At 47.6% G+C, this 17480-nt stretch carries 15 protein-coding genes and 1 pseudogene; 5 read left to right on the top strand and 11 right to left on the bottom strand.

All coding sequences use genetic code 11. From position 1 onward, the window contains the following. Positions 1–261: 261 nt before the first annotated feature. On the top strand, positions 262–894 hold the full coding sequence (locus QUB20_RS25560) for a response regulator (RefSeq protein WP_015179099.1): 633 nt from the start codon (positions 262–264) through the stop codon (positions 892–894). A 148-nt stretch (positions 895–1042) separates the two neighbouring features. After that, positions 1043–1684 carry a ribosome maturation factor RimM gene (gene rimM / locus QUB20_RS25555; protein ID WP_333239325.1) on the top strand — a complete coding sequence of 214 codons (642 nt, stop codon included), beginning with the start codon at positions 1043–1045 and terminating at the stop codon, positions 1682–1684. Positions 1685–1767: 83 nt separating this feature from the next. Here the strand turns inward: rimM and QUB20_RS25550 are convergent, their stop codons facing one another. The 9 genes and pseudogenes from QUB20_RS25550 to QUB20_RS25510 all read right to left on the bottom strand — a co-directional run. Beyond that, on the bottom strand, positions 1768–2226 hold the full coding sequence (locus tag QUB20_RS25550) for a phosphate-starvation-inducible PsiE family protein (protein WP_333239294.1): 459 nt from the start codon (positions 2224–2226) through the stop codon (positions 1768–1770). Between the two features lie 361 nt (positions 2227–2587). Beyond that, on the bottom strand, positions 2588–2896 hold the full coding sequence (locus QUB20_RS25545; protein WP_015179102.1) for an RNA recognition motif domain-containing protein: 309 nt from the start codon (positions 2894–2896) through the stop codon (positions 2588–2590). A 599-nt stretch (positions 2897–3495) separates the two neighbouring features. Next, positions 3496–5667 carry a nitrate reductase gene (locus QUB20_RS25540; RefSeq protein WP_333250434.1) on the bottom strand — a complete coding sequence of 724 codons (2172 nt, stop codon included), beginning with the start codon at positions 5665–5667 and terminating at the stop codon, positions 3496–3498. 372 nt (positions 5668–6039) lie between these two features. Beyond that, complete coding sequence (locus QUB20_RS25535; protein WP_333250437.1) at positions 6040–7608, bottom strand: nitrate ABC transporter ATP-binding protein; 1569 nt, start codon at positions 7606–7608, stop codon at positions 6040–6042. 104 nt (positions 7609–7712) lie between these two features. Next, complete coding sequence (locus QUB20_RS25530; RefSeq protein WP_333239287.1) at positions 7713–9740, bottom strand: nitrate ABC transporter ATP-binding protein; 2028 nt, start codon at positions 9738–9740, stop codon at positions 7713–7715. A 176-nt stretch (positions 9741–9916) separates the two neighbouring features. Continuing rightward, positions 9917–10786, bottom strand: a complete 870-nt coding sequence (gene ntrB / locus QUB20_RS25525; RefSeq protein WP_333056182.1) for a nitrate ABC transporter permease — start codon at positions 10784–10786, stop codon at positions 9917–9919. Positions 10787–10942: 156 nt separating this feature from the next. Next, the gene (locus tag QUB20_RS25520) at positions 10943–12265 is read right to left on the bottom strand and encodes a CmpA/NrtA family ABC transporter substrate-binding protein (RefSeq protein WP_333056183.1); all 1323 of its coding nucleotides are present in this window, start codon (positions 12263–12265) and stop codon (positions 10943–10945) included. Positions 12266–12357: 92 nt separating this feature from the next. After that, the gene (locus tag QUB20_RS25515; protein WP_333291741.1) at positions 12358–12663 is read right to left on the bottom strand and encodes a 2Fe-2S iron-sulfur cluster-binding protein; all 306 of its coding nucleotides are present in this window, start codon (positions 12661–12663) and stop codon (positions 12358–12360) included. Between the two features lie 42 nt (positions 12664–12705). Further along, positions 12706–14241 (bottom strand): annotated as a pseudogene (locus QUB20_RS25510) (ferredoxin--nitrite reductase); the annotation flags it as partial. A gap of 611 nt (positions 14242–14852) precedes the next feature. Between QUB20_RS25510 and QUB20_RS25505 the strand changes: the two are divergent. Then, positions 14853–15068, top strand: a complete 216-nt coding sequence (locus QUB20_RS25505; protein WP_333250439.1) for a hypothetical protein — start codon at positions 14853–14855, stop codon at positions 15066–15068. Between the two features lie 205 nt (positions 15069–15273). Here QUB20_RS25505 and QUB20_RS25500 read toward each other — a convergent pair whose 3' ends face one another. Both QUB20_RS25500 and QUB20_RS25495 read right to left on the bottom strand, forming a co-directional pair. Beyond that, the gene (locus tag QUB20_RS25500; protein ID WP_333250441.1) at positions 15274–15396 is read right to left on the bottom strand and encodes a hypothetical protein; all 123 of its coding nucleotides are present in this window, start codon (positions 15394–15396) and stop codon (positions 15274–15276) included. A gap of 289 nt (positions 15397–15685) precedes the next feature. Next, entirely contained in the window at positions 15686–16024 is a 339-nt protein-coding gene (locus QUB20_RS25495) for an XDD3 family exosortase-dependent surface protein (RefSeq protein WP_333239285.1), read from the bottom strand. Between the two features lie 699 nt (positions 16025–16723). On the opposite strand from QUB20_RS25495, the gene QUB20_RS25490 reads away from it, so the two are divergent. Both QUB20_RS25490 and QUB20_RS25485 read left to right on the top strand, forming a co-directional pair. Next, positions 16724–17236, top strand: a complete 513-nt coding sequence (locus tag QUB20_RS25490; RefSeq protein ID WP_333250443.1) for a dihydrofolate reductase family protein — start codon at positions 16724–16726, stop codon at positions 17234–17236. Between the two features lie 67 nt (positions 17237–17303). Further along, positions 17304–17462 carry an element excision factor XisH family protein gene (locus QUB20_RS25485; RefSeq protein ID WP_333250445.1) on the top strand — a complete coding sequence of 53 codons (159 nt, stop codon included), beginning with the start codon at positions 17304–17306 and terminating at the stop codon, positions 17460–17462. The last annotated feature ends 18 nt before the right edge of the window (positions 17463–17480 follow it).

The following is a 17480-nucleotide window of genomic DNA, read 5'->3' as shown; positions in this document are numbered from 1 at the left end:
CTCAAAAAAGCCTTTGAAAAAAAGGAAAAAGAAGCCTGCGGTCTAACTGTACTCAGTTGACCGTCAGGTTCGTTCACCAACTAAGTAATCTTCCTTCTTCCGACTTCCATCGGACTGACATCCGTTACATCCGTTACATCCGTTACATCCGTTACATCCGTTACATCCGTTACACAATCCGTTGCCGAACTTCCATCGGACTGACATCCGTTACATCCGTTACATCCGTTACACAATCCGTTGCCGAACTTCCTTCGTATTATGAAAATTTTAATTGTTGAAGATGACCCGATGATGCAACTGGGATTAGAGCAAGTTTTAGCCGATTCCCCAGAAATAGAAATAGTAGGACAAGCAGAAGACGGCTATTTAGGCGTAGCAGCAGCACTGAAACTCAAACCTGATATCATTGTGATGGATATAGGTTTGCCACGGCTCGACGGCATAGCAGCGACGCAGCAAATTAAAGCACAACTCCCAGAAGTTCGAGTAGTAATGTTAACTTCTCACACTGCAGAAACTGAAATTATTGCTGCCCTTTCTAGTGGGGCTGATGCTTATTGTATTAAAGGTGCTTCTGTAGACAGGCTGTTAGCAGCGATTGCAGCCGCCGCAGAGGGGGCTACATATCTTGACCCTCAAATTGCCCGGACTGTCATCGAACACCTGAAACCCCCCATACCTGCCTCTACAACTACTTTTGGTCAGTTGTCGCAGCGGGAATTGGAGGTGTTAAAATTAATGGTGGAAGGTAACAGCAATCCTGAGATAGCAGCGGCGCTTTACTTGAGCCCAAATACTATTAAAACTCACGTTCGCGGTATTATGAATAAGTTGGCAGTGGATGACCGCGTGCAAGCCGCAGTTGTAGCGCTGAGAACTGGATTGGTGTAAAGAAGTCAGTAGTCATTAGTCATTAGTCATTAGTCAGTAGTTATTTGTTGTTTGTTACCAAGGCTTTTCTGCTACCAATGCCCCATGCCCCATGCCCAATTCCCAATTGCCAATTCCCAATTCCCAATTCCCAATTCCCAAAAAGTTTATGTCTGAATGGATAGAAATCGGTAAAATTGTAGCAGCTCAAGGTTTGGACGGGGAAGTGCGAGTCTATCCCGATTCTGATTTCCCGGAAAGGTTTATCGAACCGGGGAAGCGGTGGATTTTGCGCCCTAACAAAAGTGAACCCGAACCGATCGAGTTTTTGGGCGGTCGCTACATTCCGGGCAAAGGGCTGTATGCTGTAGAGGTAGAGGGTGTGGAAGACCGCGATAGTGCTGAGGCGCTGCGGGGCTGTAAGTTGTTTGTTGAAAAGACCGATCGACCTTACCTCGAATCTGATGAGTTTTACGTCCAAGATTTGATCGGTATGGAAGTTTTTAACCAGTTAACCGGGGAAATCCTAGGCAAGGTAAGTGATATTATTCCCGCAGGTAACGACCTTTTAGAAGTAGAAACGAATCTAACTGCGCCGGAAACAGTCCCAGCAGAATTAGAAAAGCCAAAACAGCCTGAAACTCCCCAAGCAAACGCTGACCCCAGAAATACCCGCAAACCACGGAAAATTCGTGTTAAAGAGCCTAAATCCACAAAAATATTGATTCCTTTTGTGGAAGAGATTGTGCCAATTGTTGACTTAGAACAAGGCAGAATTGAAATTGTGCCTCCTCCTGGTTTGTTGGAATAATATCATGTCCGGTCGAGGGGCAGGAGATGATATTAGTTATTAACAATTCCCAATCCCCAATCCCCAATTCCCAATTCCCAATATTAATCATTTCCTCTATTTGTGTACCGCACTATCAAGTAACTGATGGAAAGCGCGAAAATTGCAGTCGCCAAACCAATCAAGTCGGCTGCGGTTTTTTTTTCCAGGTCAAGAATGATGATTTTTCGAGATACTGCTATCAAAGAAGTTACAATAACCAGCTCAACTTGAATTACGTGCTTTTTCAGATAAGCTGTAATATTTTCCAATATTTCCAATGCAATTAAAACATTTAAAAATAACCCAAATATCACAAACAACGTGTCTTTTAAAAAATTATCAGTGTGGTTTGCCAATTCTTGTGCTAAAAAAATCACCAAATCGGCAACGCTGACGATAATTACCAAAATCATCGCCAGTGATAAAACTTTCGATATTATTACTTCTACACTTTCTGTAAAATGCAGAAAATTTTCATCATTGCTTAACTTCGCAATTTGCCTAAATATTTTTTTTAGCATACCAGTGATTTAGTCATCATTCTTGATGATTTTGTCATTTTTCGGTACGCTTTGCAAGCGCAAAACTCTCTGATTGCCTGGTTTCACGGCGGCAATCCGGGCACTGGGGAAGGCGACTCTCTCTGCCTGTTATATTTTATAGTTTTTCGTGTCAGCTAGGAATCGATCGCACGCGATGAACTCCTGCTTAATAAATTTTTGCCATAAAAAAACCTCAAACTATTGTCTAGCAATATTTTGAGGCTTTTAAGGCGCGGTGCTAATACTGAACTAACTATCTATTCTCAACAGAGAATGATGGTTGACTCCCAGCTTGCTCCGACGCAATATAGAAGATAGCTAAAAATTTAGCTCGGGTGGTTTAGTAGCGACGAGAATTGCCACCGCGATCGTTGTTACCCCAGTTACCGCCGCCACTAGGACGTTCTTCACGGGGTTTTGCTTTGTTGACTTTGAGGTCGCGACCCATCCACTCAGCACCGTCAAGAGCCTCAATGGCTGCGGCTTCTTCGGCTTCAGTAGACATTTCTACAAAAGCGAAGCCCCGCATCCGACCTGTTTCCCGGTCAGCAGGCAACTGAACGCGCTTTACTGTACCGTACTCTCCAAAAGTTTGGTTGAGGTGCTCCTGCGTTACTTCGTAGGATAAATTGCCGACATAGATTGACATTGAACATTCTCCAGAATCAGAGGGTGTAGAGATTTAAATCCGGAGGAACGCCGATCGAACGAACTGTACTGCCGAAAATAAAGCCTTGTAAAAAAATCATAGCACCTATAGGTGCAAACTGCAATTGTCTGACTCGATTAATTAAAAAGAAGGCAGAAGGCTTTCGCCAGAAGACATTCTCCCGAAGGAAAAACGCCCAATCAAGAAGGAAAAACTCAGAATAAATAAATTTAATTTTCCTTGTTCCCTAGCTCTGCCGGGGAAACGCAGCTTTTAGGCTGCGTAATGGCATAACGATTTTAGGTTTTAGGTTTGAGATTTGGGATTTGAGATTTATGTGTAGGGTGCGTCCGGGCTCAAAATTGCTCGATCGAGAGAGGTTGTTACCCCAAAAACGGATACAATGCCCCGACAGGAGCCGTGGAGAGATCAAAATTTTCGACTCTTGTTCAAACTCCCAGATTCATCTGTGGAGTAAATCTCAAATAGTTCCACGCTCGCGCTCGCCGAAAGTCAACCCGGTTCCTCCCCATGTCGATCGCCCGCTGGTTCCCGCTCGTTCGGCGGTGATGTGTAGCATCCCGTCGTTCGAGGGCAGCTCAAGAAGTGACGGCGAGGGTGGATTTTTGCCAATTAAATTCCTCAACTTCTGCGACAGTTTCTGCCCCAACCAGCACCAACTGCACCGCACAAGCTTTTAACTCAGGCTGTTTGGAATCTGGACAGCTTGCAGCATGAGTCATGGCATTGGCTTCAGCGCCTTCGGCCCACAGAGAACCCCAGTGCATCGGTACAAATAGCGTACCTGGGGCGATCGCCTTTGTGACTTTTGCCGGAAACTGCGCCTTGCCGCGGCGCGATCGAACTTCCAGCAAATCCCCCTCCTTAATCTGCAATTTGGCAGCATCACGGGGGTGAATTTCCAAAAACGGATCGGGGTGCAATTGATTAATTTTCTCTGTTCTACCCGTCCGCGTCATAGTGTGCCAGTGTCCGTAAAGTCTCCCTGTCGTCAACACAAACGGATAATTAGGATCGGGAGGTTCTGCCAGTCCCCGCGAGTGATAGGCCGAAAATCTTGCCCGCGCGTCAGGAGTGTGAAAACGCCTGTCAGTATATAGCCGTTTCGCTTGGTTCGCTGGATGCACAGACTCGTTTTCCCGGCAAGGCCACTGCTGGGGCCCTTGTTGGCGGATGTATTCGTGGCTGAGGCCGGTCATATCGCAAGGCTGTCCCCGCGTCAACTGTGCGTACTCTTTAAAAACCTCCGCACTGTTCTCGAAAGCAAAGTGTTTGGCAAAACCCAACCGGCGGCCGACTTCAGCGAAAATGCTCCAGTCGTCGCGGGCTTCCCCGGAGGGAGTGTCGAAAGCGGGACAAAAGGTAACGCGGCGTTCGGAATTCGTCATTACTCCTGTTTTTTCGCTCCACTGCGTTGCCGGCAGCAGGATGTGAGCATAGGCCGAGGTTTCAGTGGGATAGTAAGCTTCTTGATAAATAGTAAAGGGCGATCGCAGCAAAGCGGCTTTCGTGCGTTCCAAATCCGGCATACTCACCACCGGATTAGTAGCTGCAATCCATAGCAACTCAACTTCGCCAGTTTCCAAGCCGGTGATCATATCCCAAGCTGTGCGGCCTGGATTTGGGGAAATACTTCCCGGTGCGATTCCCCAAAATTCCTCGACTTGGGTTCTGTGTTCAGCATTTTTCACAAATCGGTAGCCTGGGAGCAAGTGAGACAGTCCTCCGGCTTCCCGCCCTCCCATCGCGTTTGGCTGGCCGGTGAGGGAAAACGGGCCGCTTCCCGGTTTGCCGATTTGACCAGTCATCAAGTGCAAATTAATCAGCGATCGCACCTTTGCCGTGCCTTCCGACGACTGATTTATTCCCATCGACCACAGAGACAAAACGCGCTGCGACTGTTCCCAGTAGTTTGCCGCCGTTTCTAACTCGCCCACAGTAATGCCGCAGCGCGAGGCTACAAAATCCGGCGTGTAGCTGCTAATAACCTCAGCAAAAGCTGAAAAATTCGCCGTGCATTCTTCAATAAACTCAGAATCTATTGCTTGCCTGCGTAACAGCAAATATGCAATTCCATTAAGCAAATCTATATCCGTACCCGGTTTAATTGCTAAGTGCAAATCCGCCGCTTCCGCAGTCGGAGTCCGCCTTGGATCTACCACAATCATTTTGACATGGGGATGCTTTTTGTGGTATTTTGCTAATCGATTGAATACGATGGGATGGCATTCCGCTGTATTGCTACCAATAATAAAAGCGCAATCTGTTAATTCTAAATCGTCGTAACAGCAAGGCGGCCCATCCGAGCCAAAGCTTTGAACGTATCCAGAGACTGCTGAAGACATACACAAGCGAGAATTAGCATCAAAATTATTAGTACCCAGACAACCTTTCAGTAGTTTCTGGGCAATATAATAATCTTCTGTTGCGAATTGACCCGAACCGTAAACACACAAAGCATCGGGGCCACTGGTGCTGCGAATTGTTTGGATGCGGTTAACAATTGCATCGAGAGCTTCGTCCCAGCTAGCGCGGCGGAAGGGTTGGTCGAGAGTATCTCGCATCATCGGATACATTAGCCGATCGCTCCGAATAGACTCTGCTACGGTTGCTCCCTTAATACAAACCATGCCCTGACTCGATGGGTGATTGCGATCGCCCCGCACTTTCCAACTTTGTTTTTTGTCGGCAACAACTTCTAGACCGCAACCTACACCGCAGTATGGGCAAAGAGTTTTTATAGTTTCCATCTGGTGATTTTAGATGCTAATTTTTGAAAGCTAATGGGTAATTGGTAATTCGTCATTATAGTCGGAACTGAGAGCTCCTGCAAATAATGTTTTAATCATTACTAACTTACCGCAAAAATGCTTCACAGCAACGGACAATACCCTGACTTAAAATAAACCGCTATCTTCTAAAACTCGCGAGCCATCGGGTTTGTAGTCAGTGGATATTCGCTCCTAAATACCTCTCTAACAGAGGTACTCCTGCCCTAAATCTTGTCACCCCACCTAGGGGAGCGAGGAAGAATTGTTGCAGGACTCAAACAGCGCGCCGATACTACTTTTGACCTTGTTGTTGATAGCAATCTGAGATTTAGTGGGCGAGTATTATGTCGCCTATTTCTGTGTTTTAACTTCTAATACGCCTCCGTTGCTGGGGCTAAAAGTTACTTGGAATTCAGCAGTTTTTTCAGCAGCGCCTGCTGTGGCACCGGCAGGAGTTTGCAAAACCGGCAGAGGAGTTTCTTTGACGAAATCTTTAGCTGCTTTATTTGTGGGATCGAACTGTAGGATATCGCCGTTTTGTTTTACTTTGACCCGATAAGTCAAGCTTTCGGTAAATGTCGGAGTTATTCTCCATTGTTGGTCGATTTGTGCATACAACTTCTGTCCGATCGCATCGAGTTCGGCTTGGTCAGAAATCTGTGATGTGGCAGCCGCAATGGGTGCAGGACTTGCAGCCGCAATGGGTGCAGGACTAGGATTCGGTGCGATCGAACTTGCTGCGATTGGCGGGCTGGGGGGAGAACTCACAATCGCCCCGGCAGTCGGCGCCGGAGGTGCAGTTTCTGCTAGTTTCGCTTGCTTTAGCTGGCTGGAAACAACCGACATATTGACCGCAGCTAAAGTAAACATTGCGACGAACCACGAGGCTGCCAGGATGCCACGTTTGATCGACGAGGCTTCTGAGGGTTCGGCAGCGTGAGACACAAAAGGTGCAGGTGCAAGAGGCCTGTCAGCAACCGCAGGCTTTTTGCTAGCAGGTAATGGCATCGGTAGCGCGACGGCTTCTGTCTCCGAGTCCGTTTCTTCACCTTCTTCGTGGTGGGCGTAGCGAGAAAACAGGAACTCCAAAGCAAAGTTACGCAGTTCGTAGTATTTCGGGTCTTCCATAATCCGCGCCCGGTTGCGGGGACGGCTGAACGGAATGTGCATATCTTCGCCGATGGAAGCTGCTGGCCCGTTGGTCATCATCACGATGCGATCGGCCAAAAACAAAGCCTCATCAATATCGTGAGTAATCATAATGACGGTAATTTTTTCCTGCCGCCAAATTTTCAGCAATTCTTCCTGCAACTCTTCCCTGGTAATCGGGTCCAGAGCTCCGAAAGGTTCGTCCAAAATCAACAGTTTGGGACGAGTTGCCAGGGCTCTGGCGATCGCCACCCGCTGTTTCATCCCCCCGGACAATTGGCCCGGTCTTTTGTGACAAGCTTCGGTCAGCCCCACTAATTCCAAGTGTTCCTTGACGATCGTATTGTGTTCGTCTGCGGACTTTTCCGGGTAAACATTTTCAACGCCGAGGTGAATATTTTCTGTAGCAGTCAGCCATGGTAGTAGCGAGTAGTTTTGAAACACCACCATGCGATCGGGGCCTGGTTCAGTAATCTGCGAACCTTCCAGGGCTACTTCTCCGTTTGTCGGCCCGTTGAATCCCGCGATCATATTCAGCAAAGTTGATTTGCCGCAGCCAGAGTGACCAATCAAACAAATAAATTCGCCTTCATTAATAGTCAGGTTTACACCGTCGAGAACCACGTAAGGGCCTTTAGGAGTTTCGTAGACTTTCGATACGTCTTTAATAGTCAGAAAGTCTTGCTTGGGCGTCTCTATTTTCGTTTTTTGGGGGGTTTTGATAGTTTGCATATTTTCAGGATTTGGATTTTGGGTTGATGAATTAGACATGACAAATTTCGATTGAGAATTTGAAATTAGGGAGTTAGGAAGCGGAAAATGTGGAGTCTTGTTTCCTGATTTCTGGCTCCTCATTCCCTCTTCCTATTTGCTGGTTATGCTGCTGGCAGTTTGATGGAACACTGACTGCCTATTTGTTCAATTAAGATTTCTTCAATGCGGACGGCGCGTTTGATTTTGACATTGTGAAGATAGTCGATCGGGTCGTCGAGATTAAACACAGTGCCGTCAAATAGCTCGATCGTCCGGCGATCTCTAGCGATATCCGGCAAACCCAATTCCCGTACTGCTTGACCGAAAACATCGGGCCGCAAAACTCGATCGACCACTTCCACCCAGTTTTTCGGGAACGGGATCAGTCCCCACCGAGCCATCTGCGCCATCACCCACACCATTTCTAGGCGGTCTGGAAAATTGGTTTTGTCAACAGAGAACTGGTTGAAATTGTAGAGCATTTCTGGTTCTGCCTCCGTACCGGAGTTGTACGGATCGATGAACCCTGGACGGATGTCTTTGGGATCGGCGCCGATGTATTGTTCTTGGCTAATCAATCCTAGGACTTCTTCGCGGTTGCGGCGATCGTCGCAGTATTCGCAGGCTTCCAAAAGCGCTTTGACGAGGGCGAGGTGGGTTTGAGGATATTTCTGAGCCCAATCTTCGCTAACACCGAGAACTTTTTCGATGTGTCCGGGCAGAATATCCAGGGAACGGGCCATAACAAAACCCGTACCACTGTTGACTGCGTGCGAGTTCCAGGGGTCGCCTGAACAGTAGCCGTCAATGTTGCCTGCTTTTAAATTTGATACCATCTGCGGGGGCGGAATCACGGTCAAGCCCACGTCGAGGTCGGGGTCGATGCCGCCGGCGGCCAGCCAGTAACGGAACAGCAGATTGTGCATGGAGGCCGAGTGTACCATGCCCAAGGTGTGAACTTTATCGGGAGTCTTGGCGATCGCAGCTTTGAAATCCTCTAATGTCCGAATGCCTTGTCTGTAAAGGTCTTTGTTGAAAACAATCGAATTGCCGTTGCGAGAGAGCGTCATGGCGCTACAGACGGGTACAGGGGCTTCACCGTCGAGGCCCAACAGCATCCCGATCGGCATTCCTGCGACCATTTGCGCCGCGTCCAGCCGTCCTTCGGCAACTCCTTTGGCGATCGCTTTCCAGCCCGGTTCGCGGCTGAGAGTAACTTCTTCCAACCCGTGGGCTTTGAAAAATCCTTTTTCTTTAGCTACTACTAAGGGGGCGCAGTCGGTGAGGGGAATAAAGCCGATGTCGAGGTTGATTTTTTCCAGGCCGTTGCGGGCGATGACAGCGGGTTGTTGTTTGGCCCGGCGCTGTTTGACCCGCTTTTGCTGGTTGAGGAAGTAAACCATTTCGTTACGCAGCGCGTAGTAACTCGGATGGTTGACAACTTCCATGCGCTTGCGGGGGCGGGGAATGTTCACTTCGAGGATTTGCCCGATTTGGGCTTCTGGGCCGTTGGTGAGCATCACAATGCGATCGCTCAGTAATAAAGCCTCATCCACATCGTGAGTTACCATCACGCTGGTGACTTTGCTTTCCTCGCAAATTTTCATCAACTGGTCTTGCAAACCGCCGCGAGTTAAGGCATCAAGGGCGCCGAAGGGTTCGTCTAGCAGCAGCAATTTCGGGCGAATCGCCAGGGCGCGGGCGATCGCAACTCTTTGTTTCATCCCCCCAGAAATTTCGCCTGGGCGTTTGTCGGCCGCGTGTCCGAGTCCGACCAATTTAATGTGGTGTTCGATCACCAACTCCCGATCTTCTTGAGAGTTACCGCTGTAAATTTCATTTACTGCTAGGGCGATATTTTCGCGCACCGTCAGCCAAGGTAGTAGCGAGTAATTTTGAAACACCACCATTCTGTCCGGGCCTGGATCGCGGACTTCCCGCCCTTCTAAAGTAATCCCGCCCTGACTTGCTTTGTCGAGGCCGGCGATGATATTTAGCAGCGTAGATTTGCCGCAGCCAGAGTGCCCAATTAAGGTGATGAATTCTCCTTTTTTAATTTTCAGTTCGATATTTTTAAGAGCGATGTATTGCTCTCCGTTGGGCAAGTTAAATACGCGGTCAACGTGGTCTACTTCAACAAATACTGACATGGCAATTTTAGGTTAGTTTGTAATTTGTATGATGCTGATTATTAATTGGGAATTGGGCAAACAGGGCATTGGGCATTAATTTACAACTCATTTCTACCAGTTTGTAGTTGGCAACCATTCCCCATTCCCCATTCGCCATGCCCGATCCCCGATGCCCGATGCCCGATGCCCAAATCCTATTTTTGTTCTTCAGGAACAACTTTGGAAGCAATGAAACCAACGATTCTGTCTAAAATCAAACCGACGATTCCTACATAAAGCACTGCTATAATCACTGCGCTGAGTCGAGAACTGTTGTAAGCGTCCCAGATGAAGAAGCCGATGCCGACGCCGCCGACTAACATTTCCGCAGCTACGATCGCCAGCCAAGACAAACCGATGCCAATTCTCAAGCCAGTGAAGATGTAAGGAACAGAAGAGGGAAGCAGGATTTTCCAGAAGTATTTTTGGTTGGGGAGGCGCAAGACGCGGGCGACGTTTCTGTAGTCTTGGGGTATTTGTTGAACGCCTACTGTGGTGTTAATTAGAATCGGCCAAATTGCTGTAATTAAGATTACGAAGAGTGCAGAAACTTCGTTAGCTTTCACCCCCATGCCTTCAAAGGGATTGAACTGTTGAAATACGGCCAGGGCGATCGGCAGCCAAGCCAGGGGCGGGATAGTTCTAAATACTTGAAACAGCGGATCTAAAGCATCGAACATTAGGGAGTTTGTCCCGATCAGGATTCCTAAACTGATGCCGAGAACTGTTGCTAAAGTAAAGCCGATCGCCACCCGCTGCAAGCTAGCCAAAATTTGCCAGAACAAGCCTTTGTCTGTACCGCCGTTGTCGAAGAAAGGATTGATAATTAGATTCCAGCTTTCTTGGACTGTTTTGATTGGTCCCGGCAAGCTGGACTCTGGACTGTTGCAGAGGATTTGCCAGATTATGAGCAGAACTGCAATTGCTACCAGCGGGCGGATGATTTTCCGGCGGTTTTTCTGAACCTGATCCAGAACGAAATTTACTGGATTTTTGCTTTTAGTAACAGCGAGGTTTGTTGCCATTTTTCTTTTTCCAAGATTGTGAATAATCGATTATTTGTAGATACTTTGAAGTGTTCACCGTGTCTGGGGTGGGTTGAGTTAGGAAACCCAACTCCACTCAATTAAAAAATCGGTCAACTATCAAAAGTGAACAGTCAACTGTCAACTGTGCACTAATTATGCTTTTTTGATTGCCAAACTCTTCAGATATTCTTCTGGTTTTTCGGCGTCAAACTTCACGCCGTCAAAGAATGTTTCTACACCGCGAGAACTGCTAGTAGGAATTTGGGCTGCGGGGACGCCAAGTGTTGTCGCTGCTGCTTTCCAAATATCTTCGCGGTTAACTTTATCAACCGTTGCTTTGATATCGGTAGTTGCCGGGATATAACCCCAGCGAATATTTTCAGCTAAGAACCAAGCATCGTGACTCTTGTAGGGATAAGAAGCATTATCTGCCCAAAATTTCATTGCCACAGGGCTGGCGGCTTCAACGCGACCGGTACCGTAGTCAATTTGGCCCTTAGAGCGACTGATAATATCTGCTACTGGCACTTTTAACCACCTATCTTGAGAAATGATTTGGCACATTTCATCGTGATTTTCTGGCTTGTCGCACCACTGCTGGGCTTCCAGTACGGCCATGGTAAGTGCTTTTGCAGCTTTGGGATTTTTGTCAACCCAATCTCCTCTTAAACCTAAAGCTTTTTCAGGATGATCTTTCCACATTTCTCCAGTTATTAAGGCGGTGTATCCTACCTTTTGAGTAACTAGCTGAGCATTCCAAGGTTCGCCTACGCAAAAGGCTTCCATGCTGCCAGATTTCATGTTCGCTACCATTTGGGGCGGCGGTATGGGAATCACGGAAACATCTGTATCTGGATTAATACCGCCTGCTGCTAGCCAGTAGCGTATCCACAAATCGTGGGTGCCGCCGGGAAACGTCATAGCAATAGGAACGTTTTGATTGGCAAAAGCTGCTTTCAGCGGTGCGCTGTCTGTACCTACTTTTAAATCTAGGTATTTTTTGCTGAGCGAAATTGCCTGACCGTTAGTATTTAACCGGGCGAGAATGTACATCGGCACTGGCTGATTGCCTTTGGTAATAGTGCCTAATGTCATTTGGTAAGGCATGGGGGATAAGATGTGGGCCCCGTCAATGCCGCCTTTTTCGGAACCGAGTTCTAAGTTGTCGCGAGTAACTGGCCAAGATGCTTGTTTGGTAACTTGTACGTCTTTCATGCCGTACTTGGCAAATAACCCTTTTTCTTGGGCGATGATTAAGGGTGCTGCGTCGGTGAGGGCGATGAATCCGAGTTTGGCTGCGGTAACTTCTGGGGCGTCGGCGGGATTGATGTTGACTGCTGGGGCGGCGGTGGGCGAAGCGCCGCCGGGAGTTGCGTTAGATGTGGTGGGACTGGAACTGCAACCGTGGGCTAGGAGGGTGCCGGCTGCTGTTGCTCCAGCGGTGATGATGAATTTTCTTCTAGAAAGGTTGCTCATTTGTCTTGAATTGTTGTTGTACTTGGAGATGGTGGAAATGTGAGATGTCAGATTGATTCGCGACCTTCGCATCGCATCTGACATTATTTAGATTAGGCGTCGATCGACACTTTGCCGATCGCCCGCGCGCTGCAAGTTAAAATGAACCCTGGTTCTAAGTCAGCAGCCGCGTCTGGTTTGCTGTCGTAGACTGTTTGGCCTTCTAGGAGTTTTTGCTTGCAAGTGCCACAGCTTCCTGACCGGCAATTGCTGTCAAGTTCGACCCCGGCCCGTTCGGCAACATCGAGAATGTACTCATCTTCGCTGCAAGCAACTTCTTTGCCCGATCGAGCGAAAATGACAGTAGATGTCTGAGGTTTGACTGCCGGGACTGCCGTTTCGCCCTCTTCAACCGTCAATTGCAGTTGCCGGTTTAGCAAAGCTACATCCCCTGTAGTCTGTTTGGGAACTGCCCCAAACTGCTCGACTAACAATTGATGCAGCAGCGGTTTGAGGTCTTCGCAAGGGATGCCTTTTTGGACGCAAGCACCCAAATGAGCGTCTTTGCCAACTGTGCCTCCCATGTAAATGTCTACACCTTCGAGGGTTTTGCCGTTCTTGCGAACTTTGGTTCCCATCAAACCAATGTCTGCTACCTGGGGTTGACCGCAGGAATTGGGGCAACCTGTCCAGTGAATTCTCACAGGTTTCGGAAGTGACAGTTCGACATCGAGTTCCTCAATCATTGCCACGGAGCGGCTTTTGGTTTCGATGAGGGCGAAGTTGCAAAACTTGGCGCCGGTGCAGGAAACCAAGGCTCGTGTCAGCGGTGCGGGCTCGATGGAAAAACGCTGCAACAGCGGTTCTTTGACCAGCGATTCAATCCGCGAGTCGGGAACGTTGGGAATAATCACGTTTTCTTCCACAGTGAGCCTGAGCTCGCCGCTGCCGTAAACCTCGGCAATTCTGGCCAAATCGAACAAATCCGATGCCTGCAGGCGTCCGACTGGAACGTGCAGCCCTACATAGTTGAGCCCTGATTGTTTTTGGGCGTAGATGCCGATGTGGTCGCGTTTGTCCCAGGTGATTTCATCTTTGGGCGCGGCGGCGGGCAAAGTGCGCCCTAATTCTTGTTCGACTTCGGCTCGGAATTGTTCGATTCCGAGTTCGTCAATCAGCCACATCAGCCGCGATTTTTGGCGGTTCGCTCTTGGGCCTTGATCGCGAAACACAGTTAAAATTGCTTTGCACAAATCTACAACGTCGCTAGGACTTGCCCATGCGTTGAGAGGAATTGCAGCTTCGCAGCGTTTGGCGGAGAAGAAACCGCCTACTAAAACGTTAAAGCCGATGTTGCCGTCTTTGTAAGCGGGTACGAAGGCGATGTCGTTGATTTCTGCGTGGACTGAGTTGTCGCGGCAGCCTGCGATCGCAATATTAAACTTTCTCGGCAAATTTGAAAACGCGGGGTTGCCTTCGCCGCTGTTCGTAATCATGTCTTGGACTTGGTTCGCCAGTTCCCGCGTATCTATCAGTTCGTCGGCGTCCAAGCCCGCGACTGGGGAACCCGTGATGTTACGCACGTTGTCCATGCCAGACTGGATGCTGGTCATGCCCGCTTCTTTGAGGCGGCGGAAGATGTCGGGTACGTCTTCGATGCGAATTCCGCGCAATTGCAGGTTTTGTCTGGTGGTGATGTCGGCGCTGCCGTCGTCGCCGTAGCGTTGGACGATTTCTGCTAGCGTTCTGGTTTGATTGCTAGTAATGATGCCGTTGGGCAAGCGCAGCCGCATCATGAATTTGCCCGGAGTTACTGGCCGAAAGAAGATGCCGAGCCATTTGAGGCGGTGCTCGCGATCGATTTCGTCCATTGCTTCCCAGCCAATCTCGGCGAAGTGGTCGAGTTCCGCTGTTAATGCTAAGCCATCTTTTTCGGCTTTGAGTTTTTCAAACTTGTTCAGGCTCGCTTGGGCTTTGGGTTCTACTGTTTGGGTCATCGGTTTACCCTCGCTGCTGGCTGGTGTGGGGAGGTATTGACTTGGAGCATAAAGTGTGTGTTTCCTGCTAACCTTAGTGACTGTATGGATTTAAAACTGTATATTTAGTTACTAGATGGAATTTCTTTTAAGCATGGTTGGTCTTCTGTACATTTGAGCTTGACTGGGCGCTGGCTCGAACGTCGCCAAACTATTTATGGTTATAGTTGCTACCGAGGATTCGGTCGATCGCTGCGTTTCGATGCACCTTTGTTATGAGCTAATGTAAAGCCCACGATTGTAAATATTCGTAGCTATTTTTACAAAAGATTGAGTTTTATGAATATTTCGCATAGGCCCGATGCGTTTTATACATGGGAAATGGGTAAAGACGCCCACAAAACCGAAAAATCTCTCTAAATCTTTAGATTTAGGAGGGAAGAGGGGGTATAGGAATATCTAAGATTAATTTTGTGACTGCGATCGCAGACTTAAAACGAGATCGTCACAACATTAGAGCGGTCGCTGTCACACAGTTTGCCTCAAAACATCACATTATGTGCTATGCCAGCGTCACTATTAATTTTCGGAGAACGAGAGATGATATAAGCATCGAATTCAGGGAACGTCTCATGTTTTTAGTTCAACTTATCCCCGGCGCTATTTCCGAAATGCTTGCCTCTGTTACGGATACGGGTTGTTTGACTTTAGCCGATCGCTACGGCTTGATGGCCGCTGTTTTGGACGACTCTCTCGACGAGGAATACAGACATTCGATCAACCGCCTGCTGCGTTCTGTGATTAAGGGAAGAGTCAAGATTGTCAACGAACTGTCGGCGATATATTAACAGCATTTAAAAATTTGATTGATTTCTGCAACGCATAAGAGTGCAGAAACCACCGGCCGAGTTAGAAGGAACCCACGATGCCTGCAGCGGATGTAGGGCAGGCAGTTGATTGGATGTTTTAAAAACGTGCGATCGCTATTGCCGTATGATTTTTTTTGATTCTCCAATTCTCGCTTTGGGCGGCACTTACAGAAAAAGTGCTGATTCATGAGAGTTTGTTGGGTGGAACGCTGATGGTAATATTAGTAAAGTTGTTGTGCGCGATCGGCATTTGAAGAGTTTGAGGAATGAAGTCATCCCAACCAAGGTAATTATAATTATTAGACATCTCCAGCAAAGCCTGTCTTGAACAGGCAGGATGCCTGTTCCACAATAATTATTGGAGAGGTATATTGAACAGGGCTGGCGATGAAAGACAATTTATGAAAATTATTAATCAAACAATCGAATTATTAATAGAATCCGGTCTCGGCATCTACAAAATCACGCCCCATATAGCAATCCTTGCAGGAGTCATAAATTTTTTACCCCACCCCAGCCCTCCCCGAACCCAAGGGGAGGGAGTAAGAAATTCACAAATGATTTAGGATGGCTATAGCCCGCCCTCAACATACAATTTAAATGCACAACAGCTTACCAAACAAGCTGCCGTTTGCGTTAGCTGTATTGAAATTTTGACCGGAAAAATTGAAGAATAAATCGCCGTAGTTGATGTTGCCTCTTTGAGCTAGTGAGTCGGCATATCCGGCTAAACTTAGATTAGAATTGATGGCGATGAAAGCTGTATCTGATGTTTCTTTGATGGCGATGCCGTAAAATTCAAATTCCCCGCCGCCGATTTGAGCCCCTGTCACGCCGTCGTTCAAGGAATCGATCGCGTAATTCCAGCCGTTAGATAGCGTTGCTGCTGTAGCTTTTTGTTGCTGTATTGCGAAAAGGAGACAGAAACTAGCCACTGAGTAAGTCTAGTGGAGGCTGTTTTTAGCAATGGATTTCATAAAACCCTCCCTGGGAATCATTGTTAAATTGTCAAGTCTGCTCGCTCGACTGTTTTTAATTTTTAGTAAATCATACAGCAGATTCGGTGGTTGATGAAGTACAGTAGCCGCTATATTTATATTGTGTGATTTTAATATGTAGGGTGCGGATCTGCAACCTTTTAAATAGAACTTGCAGATTGACGGGTGGCGACGCACCGATGCTTACTACAGGATTGTGTGTACTGGGAGCATCTCATATTTGTAAAAACACTTCTTCTGGCTCCTTCCTTCTTCCTCTTCCCTCTTCCCTCCTGCCTCAAAACTCCAATTTCTAGCGGAGGCCTGCTTTCATTGAGATGCTCCCCAGCAAGAGGGCCTCAAAACTCCAATTTTTAGCGTGGCTGCTTTCATTGAGATGCTCCCTGATGCGTAGGCCAGAAACCGGGTTTTTGTTGAGAAGACGCATTACAGTGTAGAAACCCCAAAAAACTCGGTTTCTTTGATTGTGACGCGCGGGCTAATCCCCACCCAGTGAAAAATCCTGTCACAATAAAATCAAGACTACCGAGAGACCAAGTGGGTATCGAACTCAAGCTACCGTCAGGACACTAAATCATTTAAAATTAAAGTTGGGGCGATGATCACCCCAATCATTCCCAAAACCTAGGTGTTGCCATGCGTAAAATTGTACTATTCATTGCATCTAGTCTGGACGGTTATATCGCCCGATCGAATGGCGATATTGATTGGCTGTTTACAGACCAAAATTACGGTTATAGTAAATTTTTAGATAGCATCGATACGGTTCTCATGGGTCGGAAAACTTACGAACAAGTTCTAACTTTTGGCGAGTACCCGTACCAGGAAAAAAAGAGTTATGTTTTTACGAATAATCTAGATTTTCAAGCTACTTCGGATGTCGAAGTGGTAACAAATTTAGAGAGTTTTGTCAATGATTTGCGCTTGCTTGAGGGAAAAAATCTTTGGTTGGTGGGAGGTTCTCTGCTGATTCGCGATTTCCTGAATCAAAATTTTGTTGACGAGCTAATTCTCTCGGTGCACCCGATTATTTTGGGCGAGGGAATTCCTTTATTTGTTAATCCGATAAATACTACAGCTTTGCAGTTAACTGGATGTCAGACATACAGTTCTGGCATGGTTCAGCTATCTTATGATGTCGCGACTTGAGGGCGATCGCAGCAGTTTGTGGGCTTTGGCTGCTATAAGATAGATATAGAAGCTGTATGAGGGAGAAATGGCTGCTAGAGATTTATTTCACGATGCTGTAAAAAAAGCGCTTCAGAAGGAGGAGTGGGAAATCACCGCAGATCGGCTGATCGTCAAAATTCAGGGTGTTAACTACCAGCCGGGAAGTCCCGGGCGTATATTCAGAGGGGATGAATCTGAGCGCTAAGCGAAGTACCCCGAATGA

The organism is Microcoleus sp. B4-C2 (assembly GCF_036705265.1).
Classification (GTDB): domain Bacteria; phylum Cyanobacteriota; class Cyanobacteriia; order Cyanobacteriales; family Microcoleaceae; genus Microcoleus.
The sequence above is the reverse complement of the archived record's forward strand: the minus strand, read 5'-3'. Positions and strand labels throughout refer to the sequence as shown.

What these genes read in the sequence shown, in the direction of transcription:
- QUB20_RS25560 (WP_015179099.1), top strand. Translation starts at nt 262, where the DNA reads ATGAAAATTTTAATTGTTGAAGATGACCCGATGATGCAACTGGGATTA.
- rimM (WP_333239325.1), top strand. Translation starts at nt 1,043, where the DNA reads ATGTCTGAATGGATAGAAATCGGTAAAATTGTAGCAGCTCAAGGTTTG.
- QUB20_RS25550 (WP_333239294.1), bottom strand. Translation starts at nt 2,226, where the DNA reads ATGCTAAAAAAAATATTTAGGCAAATTGCGAAGTTAAGCAATGATGAA.
- QUB20_RS25545 (WP_015179102.1), bottom strand. Translation starts at nt 2,896, where the DNA reads ATGTCAATCTATGTCGGCAATTTATCCTACGAAGTAACGCAGGAGCAC.
- QUB20_RS25540 (WP_333250434.1), bottom strand. Translation starts at nt 5,667, where the DNA reads ATGGAAACTATAAAAACTCTTTGCCCATACTGCGGTGTAGGTTGCGGT.
- QUB20_RS25535 (WP_333250437.1), bottom strand. Translation starts at nt 7,608, where the DNA reads ATGTCTAATTCATCAACCCAAAATCCAAATCCTGAAAATATGCAAACT.
- QUB20_RS25530 (WP_333239287.1), bottom strand. Translation starts at nt 9,740, where the DNA reads ATGTCAGTATTTGTTGAAGTAGACCACGTTGACCGCGTATTTAACTTG.
- ntrB (WP_333056182.1), bottom strand. Translation starts at nt 10,786, where the DNA reads ATGGCAACAAACCTCGCTGTTACTAAAAGCAAAAATCCAGTAAATTTC.
- QUB20_RS25520 (WP_333056183.1), bottom strand. Translation starts at nt 12,265, where the DNA reads ATGAGCAACCTTTCTAGAAGAAAATTCATCATCACCGCTGGAGCAACA.
- QUB20_RS25505 (WP_333250439.1), top strand. Translation starts at nt 14,853, where the DNA reads ATGTTTTTAGTTCAACTTATCCCCGGCGCTATTTCCGAAATGCTTGCC.
- QUB20_RS25500 (WP_333250441.1), bottom strand. Translation starts at nt 15,396, where the DNA reads ATGTCTAATAATTATAATTACCTTGGTTGGGATGACTTCATTCCTCAA.
- QUB20_RS25490 (WP_333250443.1), top strand. Translation starts at nt 16,724, where the DNA reads ATGCGTAAAATTGTACTATTCATTGCATCTAGTCTGGACGGTTATATC.
- QUB20_RS25485 (WP_333250445.1), top strand. Translation starts at nt 17,304, where the DNA reads ATGGCTGCTAGAGATTTATTTCACGATGCTGTAAAAAAAGCGCTTCAG.